Genomic DNA, 15,308 nt, shown 5'->3' with positions numbered 1-15,308 from the left:
CAAAATAGCCTGCAAAAACTCTCTTCAAATCTAAAATGTGAACCTATGGAGGAATTTTATTGCTCCATAGGTTCAATGGAACTAACCGAATCGATTTCCCTCGACTTGTTCCTCGAACTTTCCAAAATATCAACAGTATTCTTAATAAAACCAGCCATCGGCACAGCAACTAACAAACCTGCTACTCCTGCCACCTTAACGCCCACCAGCAGCGCCACTAAAATCCACACGGGATTGAGACCGATAAAACCGCCTAATAACCGAGGAGCAACCCCGCTTTCAATTATTTGCTCAATTACTGTAGCGACAGCTAAAACTGTGACGCCGAGCCAAAAGTTGTTTAATGCGATCAGCAAACTGACAATGCAAATACTGAAAGGTGCCCCAAAGGGAATCATAGTCATTACACCCACACCCAAACCGAACAGAAGTCCGAAGGGAACTCGCAAAATTAAAAAAGCAACAGTGATAGACAGTCCCATCAAACCCGCCAAAGTTGCTTGCCCGACGAAGTAGTTGTGGAAGCTGCGCGCCAGCAACTCTCGCAATAGAATGCTCAGCTTGGAGGGAAACCATTTAAACAATCCTTCCCATACGCGATCGCCGTGCAAGAGCAAGTAAAATGTCACGACTATTGTGAGGAGAAAATTCAACAGCCCGTCTGCAGCACCCAAGCCAAATTTGAGAATTTCGCCAGTGAGTGACTGCAATTGAGATGAAAGTCGATCGCTCAATTGAGTAGTCAAACCGCTGACATCAATGCGGAGATTGCGATTTTCCGCCCAATTGTGGAATGCTTCAATCTGTTCTGTGCCAGAAACTATCCAAGTCGGCAGTCGGGTGGCGAGTTCAGTGATTTGGTTTAGCAGAATGGGAGCCAGAGTTAGACCTAAAACCACCAATACCAGTAAAGTCAAAAACAATACCGACAAAATTGCTCGATCGCGCTTCAAGCCGTATCTGTGCAGAAAGCGCACTGGATAATCTAGCAAAAAAGACAGCACTGTAGCCACTACCAAAACTGTAATCAGGGCGCGAAAATATTCAAAGACTAGGAGGGCTAACCAGCAGTTGAGTACCGCTAGGGGAAATACCAGTCCGTAAGTCCACCACTGCGGCAGTTGAGTGAAACGTCTCATCTAAGTTAACCGAGCTAAAATTTGAGATGCAAGATGTGAGATTGACACTGCTATTTGCCGTTCTCCGTTAACCATTTTATGTTGCATTTATTTATACCCGATCGCTGAAAATTCCCAGTTGCTCGACCCGCAGCGGAAATTTGGTTGCTGGCAGGCAGTGCCTGCCACAACCATGTTATATCGTTTCCGCTGGTATGGATATATCACCTGCGAAAAAAATATTTTTTGCTGTTGGCAAGGCAGCATTTTGCAGCGGGCGATTCAACCTTTTTCCCCGTGCCGTTCGAGAGCTAATTGAATTAAACGGTCTACTAATTCCGGGAAAGAAATACCGTCCGCTGCCCACATTTGCGGATACATACTGGTAGCTGTAAAGCCGGGAAAAGTGTTAATTTCGTTAATCAAAACTTCTCCGGTTGATTCAATGTAGAAAAAGTCTACTCGCGCTAAACCTGCTGCGTCTACAGCCAAAAATGCTTGCACTGCCATTTCTTGGATTTGCGAGACGATCGCACTGCTGACTTTTGCCGGGATTGAGCAGTCGGCTTGTCCCAGAGTATATTTAGTTTCGTAGTCGTAGAAATCGCTTTGAAAAGTAATTTCTCCCACCGTTGAAGCTTTGGGGTTGTCGTTTCCCAAAACTGCACATTCTAATTCTCTAGCAACTACACCCGCTTCGACAATTATCCGCCTGTCGTAGCTGGCGGCGCTGTCGAGGGCTGCTTCTAACTCAGCGCGCGATCGAGCTTTAGAAATTCCCACAGACGAACCCAAATTCGCCGGTTTGACAAAGCAAGGATAGCCCAAATCAGCTTCAATTTTATCACAGAGTTTGGGGAAAACGCAAGGATTAGACCAGATTTCGGAACGGTTGACAGCGATGTATTTTACCTGCGGTAAACCAGCCTGAGCAAAAGCCATTTTCATCGCAATTTTATCCATTCCAATGGCCGAACCTAAAACCCCGGAACCGACAAAAGGAACTTGCATTAATTTCAGCAACCCTTGCACCGTACCGTCTTCGCCGTTTGGGCCGTGCAAAACAGGGAACCAAACATCTACGGCATTAAAATTAGGAAACTGTCCAGCGGGAGAATCGTCTTGTCCTGTTTGTTCCTCTATTTCCAGAGGTTTTCCGCTGGCTAAGATTTGTTGAGGTAATGTTCCCGACAGCCAGCGGCCGTTTTTTTGGATGTAAAAGGGCAGAACTTCGTATTTAGAAGCATTTTCCTCCGCAGCGAGGGCGCGGGCGATCGCCCGCGCCGAACTAATTGAGACTTCGTGTTCGCCCGATCGCCCCCCGAACAATAGCCCGATCCGCATCGTTGTCATTTTTCACCACTCCTAGGACTTTTCGACAAATATACACGCAGTTAGCGCAACGAAGGCACATACGAACCGCTTTAAAACTACTTATCTCCTCCCTTCCACTCTTCCTCTGTGTCCTCTGCGCTCTCTGCGGTAAAAAAAATTACATCTTCTTAGAAAAGTTCACCAGTAAGCCGTCCCCTATCTCATTCCGGTGCTATTTAAAGCATTTCCCCCGTCAAGCTAAAAGCGCGAATATCTGTAATTTTAACCCGCACCATTTTACCCGCCAATTCAGCAATATCGCCCTTAAAAAATGTGAGGCGATTGCCCCGAGTGCGCCCCATCACCTGAGTTGAATCTTTAAGATTTTGGGCTTCCACCAAAACCTCTTCAGTGCGTCCGAAATAGCGCTGCGATCGTTCCATCGCCGTTGTTGTCACCACGTGATTTATCCGTTGCAGGCGATCGGCTTTCACCTCCTCACTCAACTGATTTTCCCACAAAGCCGCCGGCGTTCCCGGGCGAGGCGAATAAGCCGCAGTATTCACCAAATCGAAACCAACATCTTCGATCAACTTCAAAGTCTTCTCAAACTGCGCTTCCGTCTCCCCGGGAAAACCGACAATCGCATCCGCAGTAATCGAAGCATCCGGCATATAACGGCGAATTGTATCAATGATCCGGCGGTATTTCTCCTGAGTGTAACCTCGCGACATCGCCTTCAAAATATCATTATCTCCCGACTGAAAAGGAATGTGAAAATGTTCGCAAACCTGCGGTAATTCAGCACAAGCCTTAATCAATCTCTCCGTAAAATAGCGCGGGTGGCTAGTAGCAAATCTGAGGCGATCGACTCCCGGCACATCCTGCACAAAATAAAGCAAATCCGTCAAAGTATGCTGGTGGCTGCCGTCCGGTTTTGTCCCCGGCAAATCGCGTCCGTAAGCATCAATATTTTGCCCCAACAAAGTTACTTCCTTGTAACCTTGACGGCCCAAATCCTCCATTTCCGCGCGAATTGCCTCCGGCATTCGCGACTGTTCAACCCCGCGAACATTCGGGACAACACAATAAGTGCAGCGTTCATTGCAGCCGTAAATTACATTCACCCAAGCAGTCACCTTGCTGTCGCGGCGGGGCTTAGTAATATCCTCCATAATCTCAACAGCTTCAGTCGCCACAACTTGATTGCCCTCAAAAACTTGTTCCAGCAAATCTTCAAGTCGGTTAGCGTGTTGCGGCCCCATCACTAAGTCTAATTCCGGCACTCTCCGCAGCAGCGCTTCACCTTCCTGCTGCGCCACGCATCCAGCTACAACTAAAGTTAAACCCGGTTCTTGGCGCTTGCGATGAGCTTGCCTTCCGAGGTTAGAATAAACTCTTTGTTCGGCATTATCGCGAATCGTGCAAGTATTGTAGAGAATCAAGCTAGCTTCGTTCGGGTCTTCCGAGAACTCAAAGCCCATATTTTCCAGAATGCCGGCCATCCGTTCCGAGTCGGCTTTATTCATCTGGCATCCGAAAGTAGTGATGTGATAGCGGCGGGGTTTAACGGTCATGGCGAATTGCAAGCAATAAAAAATATAGGTTTTCAACCTTAACCAACTATTATATAACAAGTCTAAACCCTTTGTGAACTTTTATTTTTATCTGTCTTTTATCTTTCTCAGCACCCTCTGCTGTTTATTAGACTTATTGCATAAATCTTTGATGGATAGGGGAAACCGCAGATAAACGCAAATGCCTTTCAAGATAGTTTGTGAAGGCATACAATCTTGCCTATTAAAAAAACCACTTTCACAAATCTCTAGGGTGTGTGAGGCGCGGCGAGTAATTTCGGCCACCCACAATCAATCTTAAACCGCGCGTCACGCACCAAAATCTAGTTTTGGCGGTGGGTGAGTGTTAAAAATCTCACAGTTTGAATTCAAAAATTCCTCGCCCTCACGCACCACAGCGAAAGTCCTAATGCTAAGGTTTATTTGGGCCTATTTCTCTATTTATTTTGTCTGTAAAAACTGTAAAATTGTTTTGGCAATACCTTGTGCAGCCAAATAAGGAACCCCATTGCCAACAGTTTTAAACATATTAGTCAACGTCATCTTTGGGGGCAGGGAAAAATCTTTTGGCAGTGACTGAATAGCCAGTGTTTCTGCAACAGAAAGCCGACGAAGTTTGTAAGGGTGCAAGTGAACTTCGTTATTGCCGTAACAAGCTGTTGGCGAATAACGCCACCGGTGCAATCGCTTGAAAGATTTTTTTGAATCATCTCCTTCATCAACCGAAGCAAACCGCTTAAGGCCTGCTTTGGGTTGGAAATAGTGTTTGGCATTGGGATGGTTGAGAACGTCATTTTTTTGGAACCAAAATTCTACCGTTAAATCTTGGGGAATGCCATCAGGACAAGGCACGAAACCATCACCTGCAAAGGCAGTTCTATCAGGCCAAGGATGAGAAAAAAATTCTGATTTGGGATATAATATCTGACTTTGCCAAGGAAATAAACTTTCGGATAACATTGGGCTTTTTTCCTCTAGGGAAATGCCCAGATTTTTGACAATGTTTTTTCTAAATCCAATCAAAATAATTCTATCCCTATCTTGCGGAACCCCGTATTCTATCGCATTAATTAAACGTTCGACAAAAACGTATCCCGAATCAGCCAACTGATGTTTTAGTTCGTCGTAAAAAGCTTTATGTTTTTTTGTTCTCCACAAACCTTTGACATTTTCAAATAAAAAGAAATCTGGCTGCTGCTGGCAAATCAATTCAATGTATGAAGCTGAAAGTTGACCTTTATCTCCTTCCCCACCTCGGTTTTTGCCGCCAATAGAAAAGTCAGGACAAGGCGGCCCCGCGATAAATCCTACAATATCGTGATGCTTGCGGGCATCCTGCATCAATTCCCGCAGGCGAAAAGCTGGTTCTCCCCCTACAAGTCGAGTTACATCTGCTTCCTCTCCTTCGCAATATCCGTATTCTGGTAGCGGCAAATTCAGGCACTGCCGAGAATAGCGGTATGCTTGCATGAAAGGTGGGAAAATTTCATTGACATACGCTACATTAAAGCCGATCGACTCAAAACCCAGATCGAGCAAGCCAGAACCCGAAAAAAATGAGAAAATACAAGGAGGACGGTGCATTGAAGGATGACAGCAATTTTGAGTTGAGCTTACTATAAATTATGTTGGGTGCCCAGGTATCGGTACACCTGACTGTAAATTCTGTAGGGAATTGGGAATTGGGAATAGGGAATTGGGAATTGATAGAATAGCCGGAGCGGGTTTATGAGATTATGGGTTTGAGGCGATTATTTTTGGTAAAAACCGCCCCTACAGGTATTATTAAAACCATTGCCCGCCTCGGAAACGCCAGTGGGGAAACAAAATCCGCATCAGTGTTTGCGACGCCAGATAAATAGCCAGCCACACTAAACTATAATGCCAAGCAAAAGCTCCCAAGTCAAAATCTTGTGCAGATATTCCCGGCAAACCGATAACTTTGATTAAAAATAACACAAAAAGCGCTTCCCAAATTCCAGCGAGCAATTGAAACGCGCCGGGCCAATCTCGATCCCAGCGAAACTGCTGGATGTACATATATAAAGCATCCCAGCCGATGCCAAAAATCGCTACATACCCTAAAATCCAGAAAAAGATTGAGCCTGATTTGGAGGTAATTAAACCCAGACAAAAGGGCAGCGTTACTAAAACGCCTACGGTTGCAAATAACAGTAACCGAGTTTGCCAGCGGCCGAATAAAGTGGGAGTCATGCGATTTTAGATTTTAGATTTTAGATTTTAGATTGAATGGCAAAATTGTTCGATTTTGAATTGAGATTTTAGATTTTAGATTGAACGCGAAGCTTGTTTAAATCCATTAAATCCCGTACATTGCTTGTTGCCGAAGTTAGTCGGGAGATTTATTAAAAATCCATTTCAACCACTGCACGAACGATCGCCAAACGCTCAATTTCCGCACACCCGGAACTCGGTTGGCGGCCAGACTTTCAACCGATCGCAAGGCGGCGTATTGCAACCCCAAAAAACTGTCTACCGGCGCGTAAGGCCCCCCCAAAGTAATCGCGCCTGCTGCGTATACCCGGCCTTCTGTGTTGCTAGCAGAAGAATTCCGCAATTCGGGCACTTCAAAATCGTTGTTAACACTCAGCCGGCCCAAACCGTTGAGGGGAAGATTGTATTGAGCTACCAAATCGTTTAACAGGGGACTGGTTTTTACCTTAGCGTCCAAACCCGTAGCGTCAATAATAAAATCAGCTTCTAACTTAATTTGCCCCTTGAGTTCCTTCTCCTGAATGTACGTCACGGTGCGGTTTTGACTGTCGCGCTCGACTCGCTCGACTTCCCCGAAGGTAATTTGATACCATCCTTGACTTAAACCTTCTTTGACAATCCGCCGCCAGTCGCTGCGCTGCGCTGTGGTAGTGCCGCCCCAGTCGGTGAGCAACTGCGGCCGAAATTCGGGGGCGGCTTGTTCCAAAAGTACGCGGAGTTCCCCGCCCCAGCAAGCTTTCGGCCAGTTGAAAGGTTGAAATTCGTAGTGATTTTCGACTCTTCGCTCAGCGAGTTTAAATTTGTTACCTTGAGGTTTGGGCGATCGCATCAAATGCAATACTTGAATGTTGCGGTTCCGCTGTCGCGCTTCGTAAATCCGCTGCACCACCCGCGAAGCTACAATTCCCCTGCCTCTAATTAACACGCTGCCGCCGCTGGCCTCCAATTTTTCGTAAACGCCGTCGTGGTTTTCGTAAGCGTTGACAACCGACTCAAAATCCTGGGTTTTTTCGCGGTAGGCTTGCAAGTCCGGCAAAAATTGAATGGCGGGATAGCCGGTGGCTAAGTGTACGTATTTGGCGATTAAAAAAGCGTGGTCGCGGCGATCCGCATTCGATCGAGAATAAGCGATCGCGTACCTGCCGTCATCTGTTTTGCGAATTCCCCGCACTCTACCGTAGCGAAACATCTGATTCCACCCAATGCGATCGACTTCTCTGTCAATAGAATCAAACACATTCCCCGCGCGAGGCGTATAAGTTTCGGCAAAAGTCGGTTCGGCAAACACCTGCCACATTAACTTCAACGACATTCCCAAACGCCCTTTGTGCAATTCCCGCCAAGCTTCCCGCAAAGCATAGGGAGGCCACCCCCAAATGTTGTCTGGACAAGAGTCAGAATTCGATCGCAGGCGTTCCTGCAGCGGAATTTGAGAATTCAGGCACAACCGACGGTAGCGGGCGTAAGGTTGCTCTTCCATGCCCAAAACCGCAATTCGATCGGTTTTCACCCCGCAAATTCTGAGCAAATCCACCCAAATAAAGCTGCCCAAACCGCCGCCAACGGCAGCCCAGTCAACTTCTGCCACTGGGAGTCCCATAGATTCTAGCGATCGCATTGACACTTGAGAAGCGTGCAAAAATTCGATCGGCGGAAATTCTCCCCTACTACCTGTTTGAGGAAGCGGCGACACCGGAGGCTGCCCCAATCCGGGGTCTGGCCCATTGGTCTGCGGGTTAAAGAAAATGTGAGAATTGACCGACGGCGTTTCTGGGGAATTAACAGCAAAAGAAATGCCGATCGCGTAGGGCCCAACTTGCAGCATATCCCCGTTTGCCAGCACGCACCGGGTTTGGCGAACCCCGTTAACAAAAGTACCGTTGCGGCTGCCCGTGTCAATCACTGCGATCGTGTCGCCTTTCCCGGCAATCACTGCGTGGAAGCGAGAAACTTGACTGCTGCTGAGGGCAATTCTAGAAACTCGTTCCCCGTTGATTGTGGCGGGCATAGCATCAAAAATTCGTCCCAAAGCGATGGGCAAGTCGAGTATCGGGGAACGACAATCCCCGGTAAGTGTATCGTTCCAAGTCAGTCGCAGGCGCAAGGGTTGAGAATTCATGATTATTTTTTAAACATCAGCCGTCGGCTTTGAGCTTTCTGCAAAAAAAGATTTTTGAAGTTGAGAGTGTTTAGCGGATAGCCAGACTTTCCCTTTTTCTTAAATCTTGCACCATTGTCAATTAGCCTTTTATGAACAGGCTTTCCGGCCTGTGAAGCGAGAAAATTCACTCTTCGCTTCACGGGCCGGAGAGCCCGTTCTTGAGAATGGTGCAACATCTCAGTTTTTCCAACTTTCACGGAGAGATCACCACACTCGCCGCCGCCGCCAAAGAAGTACCGCACCACGGACACCCCGCATTCAACTGCGCGTAAGGCGAAATTCGGCTGCATTTGGGACACTGCAAACCATATTTTGAAGCCCCCGTCGGCTGAAAGTTACCAGGTGCGGGAGGCCCGGACAGCAAAACTGTCTGGGGCGCGGCTACCTGCACCTCCGTCACATTCACCACCTCAATTTGCACTTGGCCTAAATGGATGTGACTTCCCGAGTTCAATTTTGCTTCGCCTCGGGCGAGAATTTTTCCATCTACTAGGGGCGGATTGCTTTCGCGCAAATTCCGCACTGCATACTCCTGCAATTCCTGATTAAAAAATATTTCAACGTGCAGCCCCGATACGCTGGGATGGGAAAATACTAGATCGCACTTCGCGGGATCGCGCCCTAGCCTCACGGTTCCCGGATTTTTGCTCGGCTGTCGGTTTTGAATTGTCTGAGTTTGGCGCACCCCAGCTTCTGTCCATGCTAAAGTGAGCTGCTTGGTCATGATTGTATGGTTTGCTCAAAAATCTAAAAAAATATTAACTGATTTATTTTGAGGACGGACTTCCTCACCAAAAAACTTAATTAGAATTAATTATTGAGGCCGACTCGATCGCACTTCTAAAAATATTACGGGCAGCTATACAAAAAAGCCCTGACTTCGGGGCTTTTAGTGCTCGTATTGGCTTTTTTTGAGAGACTTAATCGCGCTTGCCAGCTTTTCTTTCCCGCAAAATTATCGATCGCAGTGCAGCTTGGTTAAAAAATTGCCGCTCAAGATGTGCCAGCGATTGCTAAAAACTAATTCCTGTCGGGTTTTCACCTTTGCGAAGCTTGAGTGCGCTAGTGACGAATTGTGGAGGTTGGGCGATCGAACTACCTGGGTTACTTCGATCGCCCCACATCCTCAAACGCTCACTGTCCTGGTGCTATCTCTCACGCTGCCACTGTGGAATCTTTCATTACAAGGCCAGCCTTGAAAGACTTATTCGCTCTTGCGGCTTTTCCGACCGCCTTCGCGACCAATTTGAGCCATGTGTTCGCGATTTCTGCTGACAGCTTCGCCGCCTTTTTGGCCAGCTTCTCTGGCTTCTTCAGGGGTGAATTCGTGTGCAGTTCCTTTCTCGTGTGCAGCTTTTCCGCCTTTGCTAGCAATTGCGCGCTGTTTTTCTGCATCCATAGAAGCGAATCCGCGTTTGCTTTTCTCAGCCATGACTGTCTCCTTGTTTTTTTCTGATTTTTTAGCTCGATCGCGCCTTCGCCTCCCACTGTCGTGGTTGCTTCCAGTCAGTGGTGAGATATCCGACGGTAAATTATGAAACCTCATCAGACGAATCTAAGCTTTTGGTTTAACTCGCATAATGACTCTTTCATAATTTACAAATGTGAACTAAAAATAGTTCACGCCCGGGCACTATAGTTAGAGCCGCCAATGTTTAAGCAGGTTACTGTGTTTCTATCATTCTATAAACGCCCCCAACTTTTATACCTCTTTCTCAGGTATAGTCATTCTTTAGTTCGCTGGAAGGATGGAACCGAAAGCTGATTGGCGGTAGACTCAGAGGATTTTTCGACTCGGGCGGCGCCACCTCAAAAACTAAAAGTCCAAAGACGGATGCTTTTTTGGTCTTTTTACTTTTTTCTTGATGCCTTCCGCGCTTGCCACTTATCCCTATGTACTTATCCCTATGTTAGTTGGTCTGCCGATCGAGTTGTTTCTGGTAAGCGATATTTTGGGGCGCAGCGCAGGACGTACTCGATCGCACTTATCAAGTTTACCTTATGACCTATCGAAACATAAATCGGTTTTACCCCTGTTTGCGTCCTCAGCGCTGCGCCTATCGTCGATCCCGACCGCAGCAAGGGTTGCCAACTGCCCCGGTCGAGCCCGACTTCTGAATGTTCGCCAATAAATCGATTTTTGGCAACTCCGATCGTGGCAATCCCTGTCAAAACCCCCAAATGGCACGCCAGACCGAATCTGCGGGGATGGGCTAGTCCTTGACCGTCGCACAATATCAGGTCTGGTCTCAAACTGATATTTTCTAAAGCTTCGAGAACTGCAGGCACTTCTCGAAAAGACAGGAAACCCGGAATATAAGGAAAAGTTGTAGGACTGCGAACTACAGCTTGCTGCTGCAACTGCAAGTCGGGAAAGCTCAGAACTGTTACAGCGGCCCGCGATACATCGTTTGCGCTGTCGTAGCCGACATCTACGCCTGCGACGTACCGAACAGTGTCCAGTTGATTTGCGGTAATTACCTCTGACCGAAGCTGTTCTTGAATGGCGATCGCCTCTTCAACTGTCTGCGGCCAAGGGTGTCGCTGCAACATTTTGATTTCTCTTCAACCGTTCTCATCTAACCTTAACTTATTTTCAGGCATTTTTAAACTCGGATTTTTATCGTTTGTCGCTATAAATTCCCAACTTGGCCAAGGAGTCTTTTTTTCTACTCAGGAGGGTTGAGCGAGGCGGGCCGATGCCAATTCTACAAATAGAGTCTGTAGGTGGGAGAGTGAAATTCTATCTTTCGGTTGTGGTGGAACCAAACCCCAAAGGTTTTACCGGCACGCACCTCTAATTTTCTCCTCAAAATTTACCGGAAAACTGGGTTTAAAGCCCCGTCCTTCTAGGACTGCTTTTCCTCTTTAAGTTGATCGATCCAGTCCTCTACAAGTTGGGTCATTGTTTTTTCTTTCTGTTTGGCAATTCTCCGCAACTTCTCTAGCCGACTCACGACAATGCGAATACTTAATCTTTCTCTGACCATTTGGCTACCCAATTGCTACCTATTATGTTATCATAGTTAGCATGAAAACATTGAAGTTCAAGCTATATCAAAGCAACCAAAATAAACACCTCAAGCGAAGTATCAATGCTGCCGGAGTGATTTATAACCATTGCATTGCACTTCACAAACGGTACTACCGGATGTGGGGTAAGCACTTGAATTGCAGCAAACTTCAAAGTCATATCGCCAAACTCAGAAAGCGTAAAGCATTCTGGCAACAGGTTGGATTTCAGGCTGTACAGGATATCTGTCAACGCATCTCGATCGCCTACCAACTGTTCTTCAAGCATCACAAGAAAGGAGTTAGACCGCCCGGATTCAAGAAAGTTCGCAGATACAAATCGTTCACTCTCAAGCAAGCTGGCTACAAATTCTTAGGTGGCAATCGAATTAAGATTGGAAATCGCGTTTATCAGTATTGGAATTCCAGAGAGATAGAAGGGAAGGTTAAGACGTTAACCATTAAACGCACGACCTTAGGAGAGTTGTTCATGGTTGTGGTCGTTGACAGCGTTAAAGAGCCTGAAACCCAAGTCGAGACGAGTAGAATCGCTGGCTTTGATTTCGGCTTGAAAACGTTTCTCACCTGCTCAGATGGAACAAAAATTGAATCACCGCAATTTCTGAAACAATCCCTCAGCGCTATCAAGAAAGCAAATCGTCAGCATTCCCAAAAACGGAAAGGCTCAGCGAACCGAGAAAGAGCAAGACTTAATCTAGTTCGCAAACACTCCTGACGTAGTGAATCGTCGCTCTGATTGGTTCTGGAAATTGGCTCACGAACTAACTGATAAGTTCGACGTGCTGTGCTTTGAGACGTTGAATCTAAAAGGAATGCAACGACTTTGGGGACGTAAAATTTCAGACCTTGCATTCGGCGAATTTCTCCAAATTCTCGAATGGGTTGCCAAAAAGAAAGGAAAAGAAGTAGTTTTCATTGACCGTTGGTATCCATCTAGTAAGACTTGCGTGCATTGTGGACACGTTCTGAAAGAGTTGGATTTTTGAAATACTCACCGACCTGAAGGTGCGGTGATTCTTGACGCTTCATAGAGTTCTGCTAACCGTTGCTAGCCTGACAAACCCTCTGCGCCCGTTTAGAGTCGTGGCGATTCCCCATCCCGACTTTCTCTATAATTTTAGCCGCATTCTCATCTCTGTCTTGCTCAGTACCACAACTCATGCAAACCACTGAACGAATAGACAAATCAATTTTTCCCCACTTAAAGCCACAGTCCGCACAGACTTGGCTAGTAGGTTCCCACCTACTAATTACTTGAAACTCTCTGCCAAATTTTTCGGATTTGGATTCACAGAGAGTTCTAAATTCTCTCCATCCTTGTTGGCTAATCGCCCTTGAGAGTTTCCGATTCTTCAGCATTCCTGACACGTTCAAATCTTCCAGAATAATCACTTGGTTTTCGTTGACGATTTTGGTTGATAATTTATGCAGGAAATCTTTACGGGTGTCCGTAATACGATTGTGTAGTGTGGCGAGCTTGATTCGAGTTATATTTCTCCTTTTGGAATCTTTGGGCTGGCGGGCTAACTTGCGTTGGAGTTTGCGAACTTTCCGGTCTAACTTTTTGTAGCTAGGACTTTCGGCTTTTTCGCTGTTACTCATTACTGCAAAGGTTTTGATTCCCAAGTCAATTCCGATACTTGGGTTTTTAGCTTCGACTTGAATTGGTTGAACCTCTACAACAAAACTTAAAAAATAACGGTTTGCACAATCTTTGATTACTGTGACAGAGCTAGGTTCTGAAGGTAGATTTCTCGACCATACTGGATTGACAATACCAATTTTAGCTAAATAGACACCCCCATTTTTGAAGGAAAACCCTCCCATCCTAAATCGCGCTGATTGCCTATTTGTTCTTTTTTTTAATTTAGGATACTGAACTTTACGACCTTTCCGCTTTCCCTTACAGGAGTTGAAAAAGTTCTGGAAAGCTGTTTCCAAATCAGCTAGAGACTGCTGTAAGGGGATATTAGAAACTTCACTTAACCAAGCTCTTTCTTCGGTCTTTTTGGCTTGGGTTATTACTATTTTCTGAAGTTCAGCAGAGCTTGGCTTTTTCTCAAACTGTTTGCAGAGCGCTAGGGCATCATTCCAGACTACTCGACAGCATCCAAACAACTGAGCTAAACTCTGCTGTTGCTGATGAGTCGGATAAATTCTGTATTGATACCTTGCTTTCATTATTTTCCGTTACTTACTTGCTTTATTATACTAGGCTTTACCAACAAAATTAAGAGACTTCAAAGAGAATTAATGCCGTCTTGAAAGACGGGGCTTGTATCCCCATTTCTTGGTCAGTTCGTGAATGGCGCTGTCCGTCCTGTCAAAAGGTGAACGACAGAGACGAGAACGCGGCGATAAATATTTGTGTGGTTGGGGCATCAACCGCTAAGTTAGGTGATGTTAGACAGGCTATGCCTGCAATTGCTGTCTGAGCTTAGAATCCCTTCGCCTTTAGGCAGGGGAGTATGTCAAAAAAAATACCTCTTTGATGCTGATTTTTTAGCTTTCGAGAAAGCTTTCTCTTTCGGCTCGCCATTTTATCGCTGGTGGGAAAGCGATCGAGCTATCTATTTACTTAGGCTTTATCTAAAAAACTCCTCTTTGTCAAGATGATTGACACATTTATTCATCAATATTCTCACCCAGCTACAAGTGCCATTGTTCATCCCCGCTCATCGAGCTCAGAGGTTCCCAGACCCAGACAACTATATGACTTTTATGAATCAAATCAATGAATTTATGAGTTGTTGCACCATTAAAATGAAGTTATTATCTTAGATAATAGCAAATAGAAAACTAACATCAAGTAACACAACATAGGTTAATTAACATATGAAAACCATGCAAAGTGTTCGGTACAACCTAGCTCTCTACATCGTCGGCGGCATCGTCTTCATCATCGCCGCCTTAATTTTAAAACCTTTTACCATCGTCGGTGCAGGGGAACGCGGCGTCATGATGCGCTTTGGCAAAGTTCAAGACGCGATTTTAGATGAAGGCATTCACCCGATTTTACCGATCGTCACCTCTGTAAAAACTCTCAGCGTGCGGGTACAAAAAACAGATTTGAAAGCAGATGCAGCATCCAAAGATTTGCAAAGCATTACTACAGATTTGGCAGTCAACTGGAATGTTGACCCCGCCAAAGTAAATCAAGTTTTCCAACAAGTGGGAGACGAAGAACAAATTGTTGCCAGCATTCTGAGTCCGGCAATTTCGGAAGTTCTCAAAGCAGCAACTTCTAAAAAAACCGCAGAAGAAATTATCACTAAGCGCACCGAACTCAAAACAGAAATCGACAACAGCCTCAAAAAGCGTTTAGAACCTTACGGCGTCATCGTCAGAGATGTTTCGTTAATAAATTTTGGCTTTTCGCCAGAATTTAGCAAAGCCATCGAAGCCAAACAGATAGCAGAACAAGAAGCAAAACAAGCAGAATTTGCAGTTAAAAAAGCAACTCAAGACGCTCAAGCTGAAATAAACCGCGCTAAAGGTCAAGCCGAAGCACAACGCTTGCAGCGGCAAACATTAACTCCCGAAATATTGCAGCAGCAAGCAATTGAAAAATGGAACGGTCAGTTTCCGACAGTAATGGGAGGAGGCGGAACTTTGCCATTAATTAATATTGCGCCGCCTAGTTCTCAAGCTGCAACTCCTCCTAAATAAGCTGCTGCGGATCGTGATGGCCAGGGCGCGGGGAGAAGGGGAGAAGGGGAGAGGGGGAGAGAGTCTGAGGGGGAGAAGAATAGAGGGTTTTTCACTGCGGAAGTGAAGATGTGCTTTTTTAAATGCCGAACAGCAAGGGTAGAAAATACAACTAACAACTAAGGCGAAATCCCGCTTACTTAAATGCCCAGATACAATTTA

15 protein-coding genes are annotated in these 15,308 nt (G+C 45.9%); 5 read left to right on the top strand and 10 right to left on the bottom strand.

The window, feature by feature from the left end; all coding sequences use genetic code 11:
* Window positions 1-56: 56 nt before the first annotated feature.
* From OSC7112_RS07030 to OSC7112_RS06995, 7 genes are all read right to left on the bottom strand, one after another.
* Complete coding sequence (locus OSC7112_RS07030) at window positions 57-1,139, bottom strand: AI-2E family transporter (RefSeq protein ID WP_015175259.1); 1,083 nt, start codon at window positions 1,137-1,139, stop codon at window positions 57-59.
* 261 nt (window positions 1,140-1,400) lie between these two features.
* A complete protein-coding gene (locus OSC7112_RS07025; RefSeq protein WP_015175258.1) occupies window positions 1,401-2,471 on the bottom strand; it encodes a D-alanine--D-alanine ligase family protein in 1,071 nt (356 codons plus the stop codon).
* A 197-nt stretch (window positions 2,472-2,668) separates the two neighbouring features.
* Window positions 2,669-4,009: a tRNA (N6-isopentenyl adenosine(37)-C2)-methylthiotransferase MiaB gene (gene miaB / locus OSC7112_RS07020; RefSeq protein ID WP_041622409.1), complete on the bottom strand. Its 1,341-nt coding sequence runs from the start codon at window positions 4,007-4,009 to the stop codon at window positions 2,669-2,671.
* Between the two features lie 441 nt (window positions 4,010-4,450).
* Window positions 4,451-5,593, bottom strand: a complete 1,143-nt coding sequence (locus tag OSC7112_RS07015) for a DNA cytosine methyltransferase (RefSeq protein ID WP_015175256.1) — start codon at window positions 5,591-5,593, stop codon at window positions 4,451-4,453.
* Window positions 5,594-5,794: 201 nt separating this feature from the next.
* On the bottom strand, window positions 5,795-6,223 hold the full coding sequence (locus OSC7112_RS07010) for a hypothetical protein (RefSeq protein WP_015175255.1): 429 nt from the start codon (window positions 6,221-6,223) through the stop codon (window positions 5,795-5,797).
* Window positions 6,224-6,359: 136 nt separating this feature from the next.
* Window positions 6,360-8,363, bottom strand: coding sequence for an FHA domain-containing protein (locus tag OSC7112_RS07005; protein ID WP_015175254.1), 2,004 nt, complete (start codon window positions 8,361-8,363; stop codon window positions 6,360-6,362).
* A gap of 235 nt (window positions 8,364-8,598) precedes the next feature.
* Window positions 8,599-9,129, bottom strand: a complete 531-nt coding sequence (locus tag OSC7112_RS06995) for an FHA domain-containing protein (protein WP_015175253.1) — start codon at window positions 9,127-9,129, stop codon at window positions 8,599-8,601.
* Between the two features lie 187 nt (window positions 9,130-9,316).
* Between OSC7112_RS06995 and OSC7112_RS39470 the strand changes: the two genes are divergently transcribed.
* Window positions 9,317-9,604, top strand: coding sequence for a hypothetical protein (locus OSC7112_RS39470; RefSeq protein WP_190274342.1), 288 nt, complete (start codon window positions 9,317-9,319; stop codon window positions 9,602-9,604).
* Window positions 9,605-9,609: 5 nt separating this feature from the next.
* Here OSC7112_RS39470 and OSC7112_RS06990 read toward each other — a convergent pair whose 3' ends face one another.
* Window positions 9,610-9,837, bottom strand: a complete 228-nt coding sequence (locus tag OSC7112_RS06990; protein ID WP_015175252.1) for a KGG domain-containing protein — start codon at window positions 9,835-9,837, stop codon at window positions 9,610-9,612.
* A 473-nt stretch (window positions 9,838-10,310) separates the two neighbouring features.
* Window positions 10,311-10,958: a deoxyribonuclease V gene (gene nfi, locus OSC7112_RS06985; RefSeq protein ID WP_015175251.1), complete on the bottom strand. Its 648-nt coding sequence runs from the start codon at window positions 10,956-10,958 to the stop codon at window positions 10,311-10,313.
* A 478-nt stretch (window positions 10,959-11,436) separates the two neighbouring features.
* On the opposite strand from nfi, the gene OSC7112_RS39465 reads away from it, so the two are divergent.
* Both OSC7112_RS39465 and OSC7112_RS40775 read left to right on the top strand, forming a co-directional pair.
* Window positions 11,437-12,153, top strand: coding sequence for an RNA-guided endonuclease InsQ/TnpB family protein (locus OSC7112_RS39465; RefSeq protein ID WP_223300778.1), 717 nt, complete (start codon window positions 11,437-11,439; stop codon window positions 12,151-12,153).
* Between the two features lie 4 nt (window positions 12,154-12,157).
* The gene (locus OSC7112_RS40775) at window positions 12,158-12,424 is read left to right on the top strand and encodes a zinc ribbon domain-containing protein (protein WP_223300777.1); all 267 of its coding nucleotides are present in this window, start codon (window positions 12,158-12,160) and stop codon (window positions 12,422-12,424) included.
* Window positions 12,425-12,476: 52 nt separating this feature from the next.
* On the opposite strand, the gene OSC7112_RS06975 is transcribed toward OSC7112_RS40775, so the two are convergent.
* Complete coding sequence (locus tag OSC7112_RS06975; protein WP_015175249.1) at window positions 12,477-13,619, bottom strand: RNA-guided endonuclease InsQ/TnpB family protein; 1,143 nt, start codon at window positions 13,617-13,619, stop codon at window positions 12,477-12,479.
* A gap of 80 nt (window positions 13,620-13,699) precedes the next feature.
* Here OSC7112_RS06975 and OSC7112_RS42315 point away from each other — a divergent pair, with 80 nt between their 5' ends.
* Window positions 13,700-13,873 carry a zinc ribbon domain-containing protein gene (locus tag OSC7112_RS42315; RefSeq protein ID WP_223300776.1) on the top strand — a complete coding sequence of 58 codons (174 nt, stop codon included), beginning with the start codon at window positions 13,700-13,702 and terminating at the stop codon, window positions 13,871-13,873.
* Window positions 13,874-14,273: 400 nt separating this feature from the next.
* Entirely contained in the window at window positions 14,274-15,107 is an 834-nt protein-coding gene (locus tag OSC7112_RS06970) for a prohibitin family protein (RefSeq protein WP_015175248.1), read from the top strand.
* Window positions 15,108-15,308 lie beyond the last annotated feature (201 nt).

The sequence above is a fragment of the Oscillatoria nigro-viridis PCC 7112 genome (assembly GCF_000317475.1).
Lineage (GTDB): Bacteria > Cyanobacteriota > Cyanobacteriia > Cyanobacteriales > Microcoleaceae > Microcoleus > Microcoleus nigroviridis.
The sequence above is the reverse complement of the archived record's forward strand: the minus strand, read 5'-3'. Positions and strand labels throughout refer to the sequence as shown.

Coding starts and splice junctions, on each gene's coding strand:
- OSC7112_RS07030 (WP_015175259.1), bottom strand. CDS start 1,139: ATGAGACGTTTCACTCAACTGCCGCAGTGGTGGACTTACGGACTGGTA.
- OSC7112_RS07025 (WP_015175258.1), bottom strand. CDS start 2,471: ATGACAACGATGCGGATCGGGCTATTGTTCGGGGGGCGATCGGGCGAA.
- miaB (WP_041622409.1), bottom strand. CDS start 4,009: ATGACCGTTAAACCCCGCCGCTATCACATCACTACTTTCGGATGCCAG.
- OSC7112_RS07015 (WP_015175256.1), bottom strand. CDS start 5,593: ATGCACCGTCCTCCTTGTATTTTCTCATTTTTTTCGGGTTCTGGCTTG.
- OSC7112_RS07010 (WP_015175255.1), bottom strand. CDS start 6,223: ATGACTCCCACTTTATTCGGCCGCTGGCAAACTCGGTTACTGTTATTT.
- OSC7112_RS07005 (WP_015175254.1), bottom strand. CDS start 8,363: ATGAATTCTCAACCCTTGCGCCTGCGACTGACTTGGAACGATACACTT.
- OSC7112_RS06995 (WP_015175253.1), bottom strand. CDS start 9,129: ATGACCAAGCAGCTCACTTTAGCATGGACAGAAGCTGGGGTGCGCCAA.
- OSC7112_RS06990 (WP_015175252.1), bottom strand. CDS start 9,837: ATGGCTGAGAAAAGCAAACGCGGATTCGCTTCTATGGATGCAGAAAAA.
- nfi (WP_015175251.1), bottom strand. CDS start 10,958: ATGTTGCAGCGACACCCTTGGCCGCAGACAGTTGAAGAGGCGATCGCC.
- OSC7112_RS39465 (WP_223300778.1), top strand. CDS start 11,437: ATGAAAACATTGAAGTTCAAGCTATATCAAAGCAACCAAAATAAACAC.
- OSC7112_RS06975 (WP_015175249.1), bottom strand. CDS start 13,619: ATGAAAGCAAGGTATCAATACAGAATTTATCCGACTCATCAGCAACAG.
- OSC7112_RS06970 (WP_015175248.1), top strand. CDS start 14,274: ATGAAAACCATGCAAAGTGTTCGGTACAACCTAGCTCTCTACATCGTC.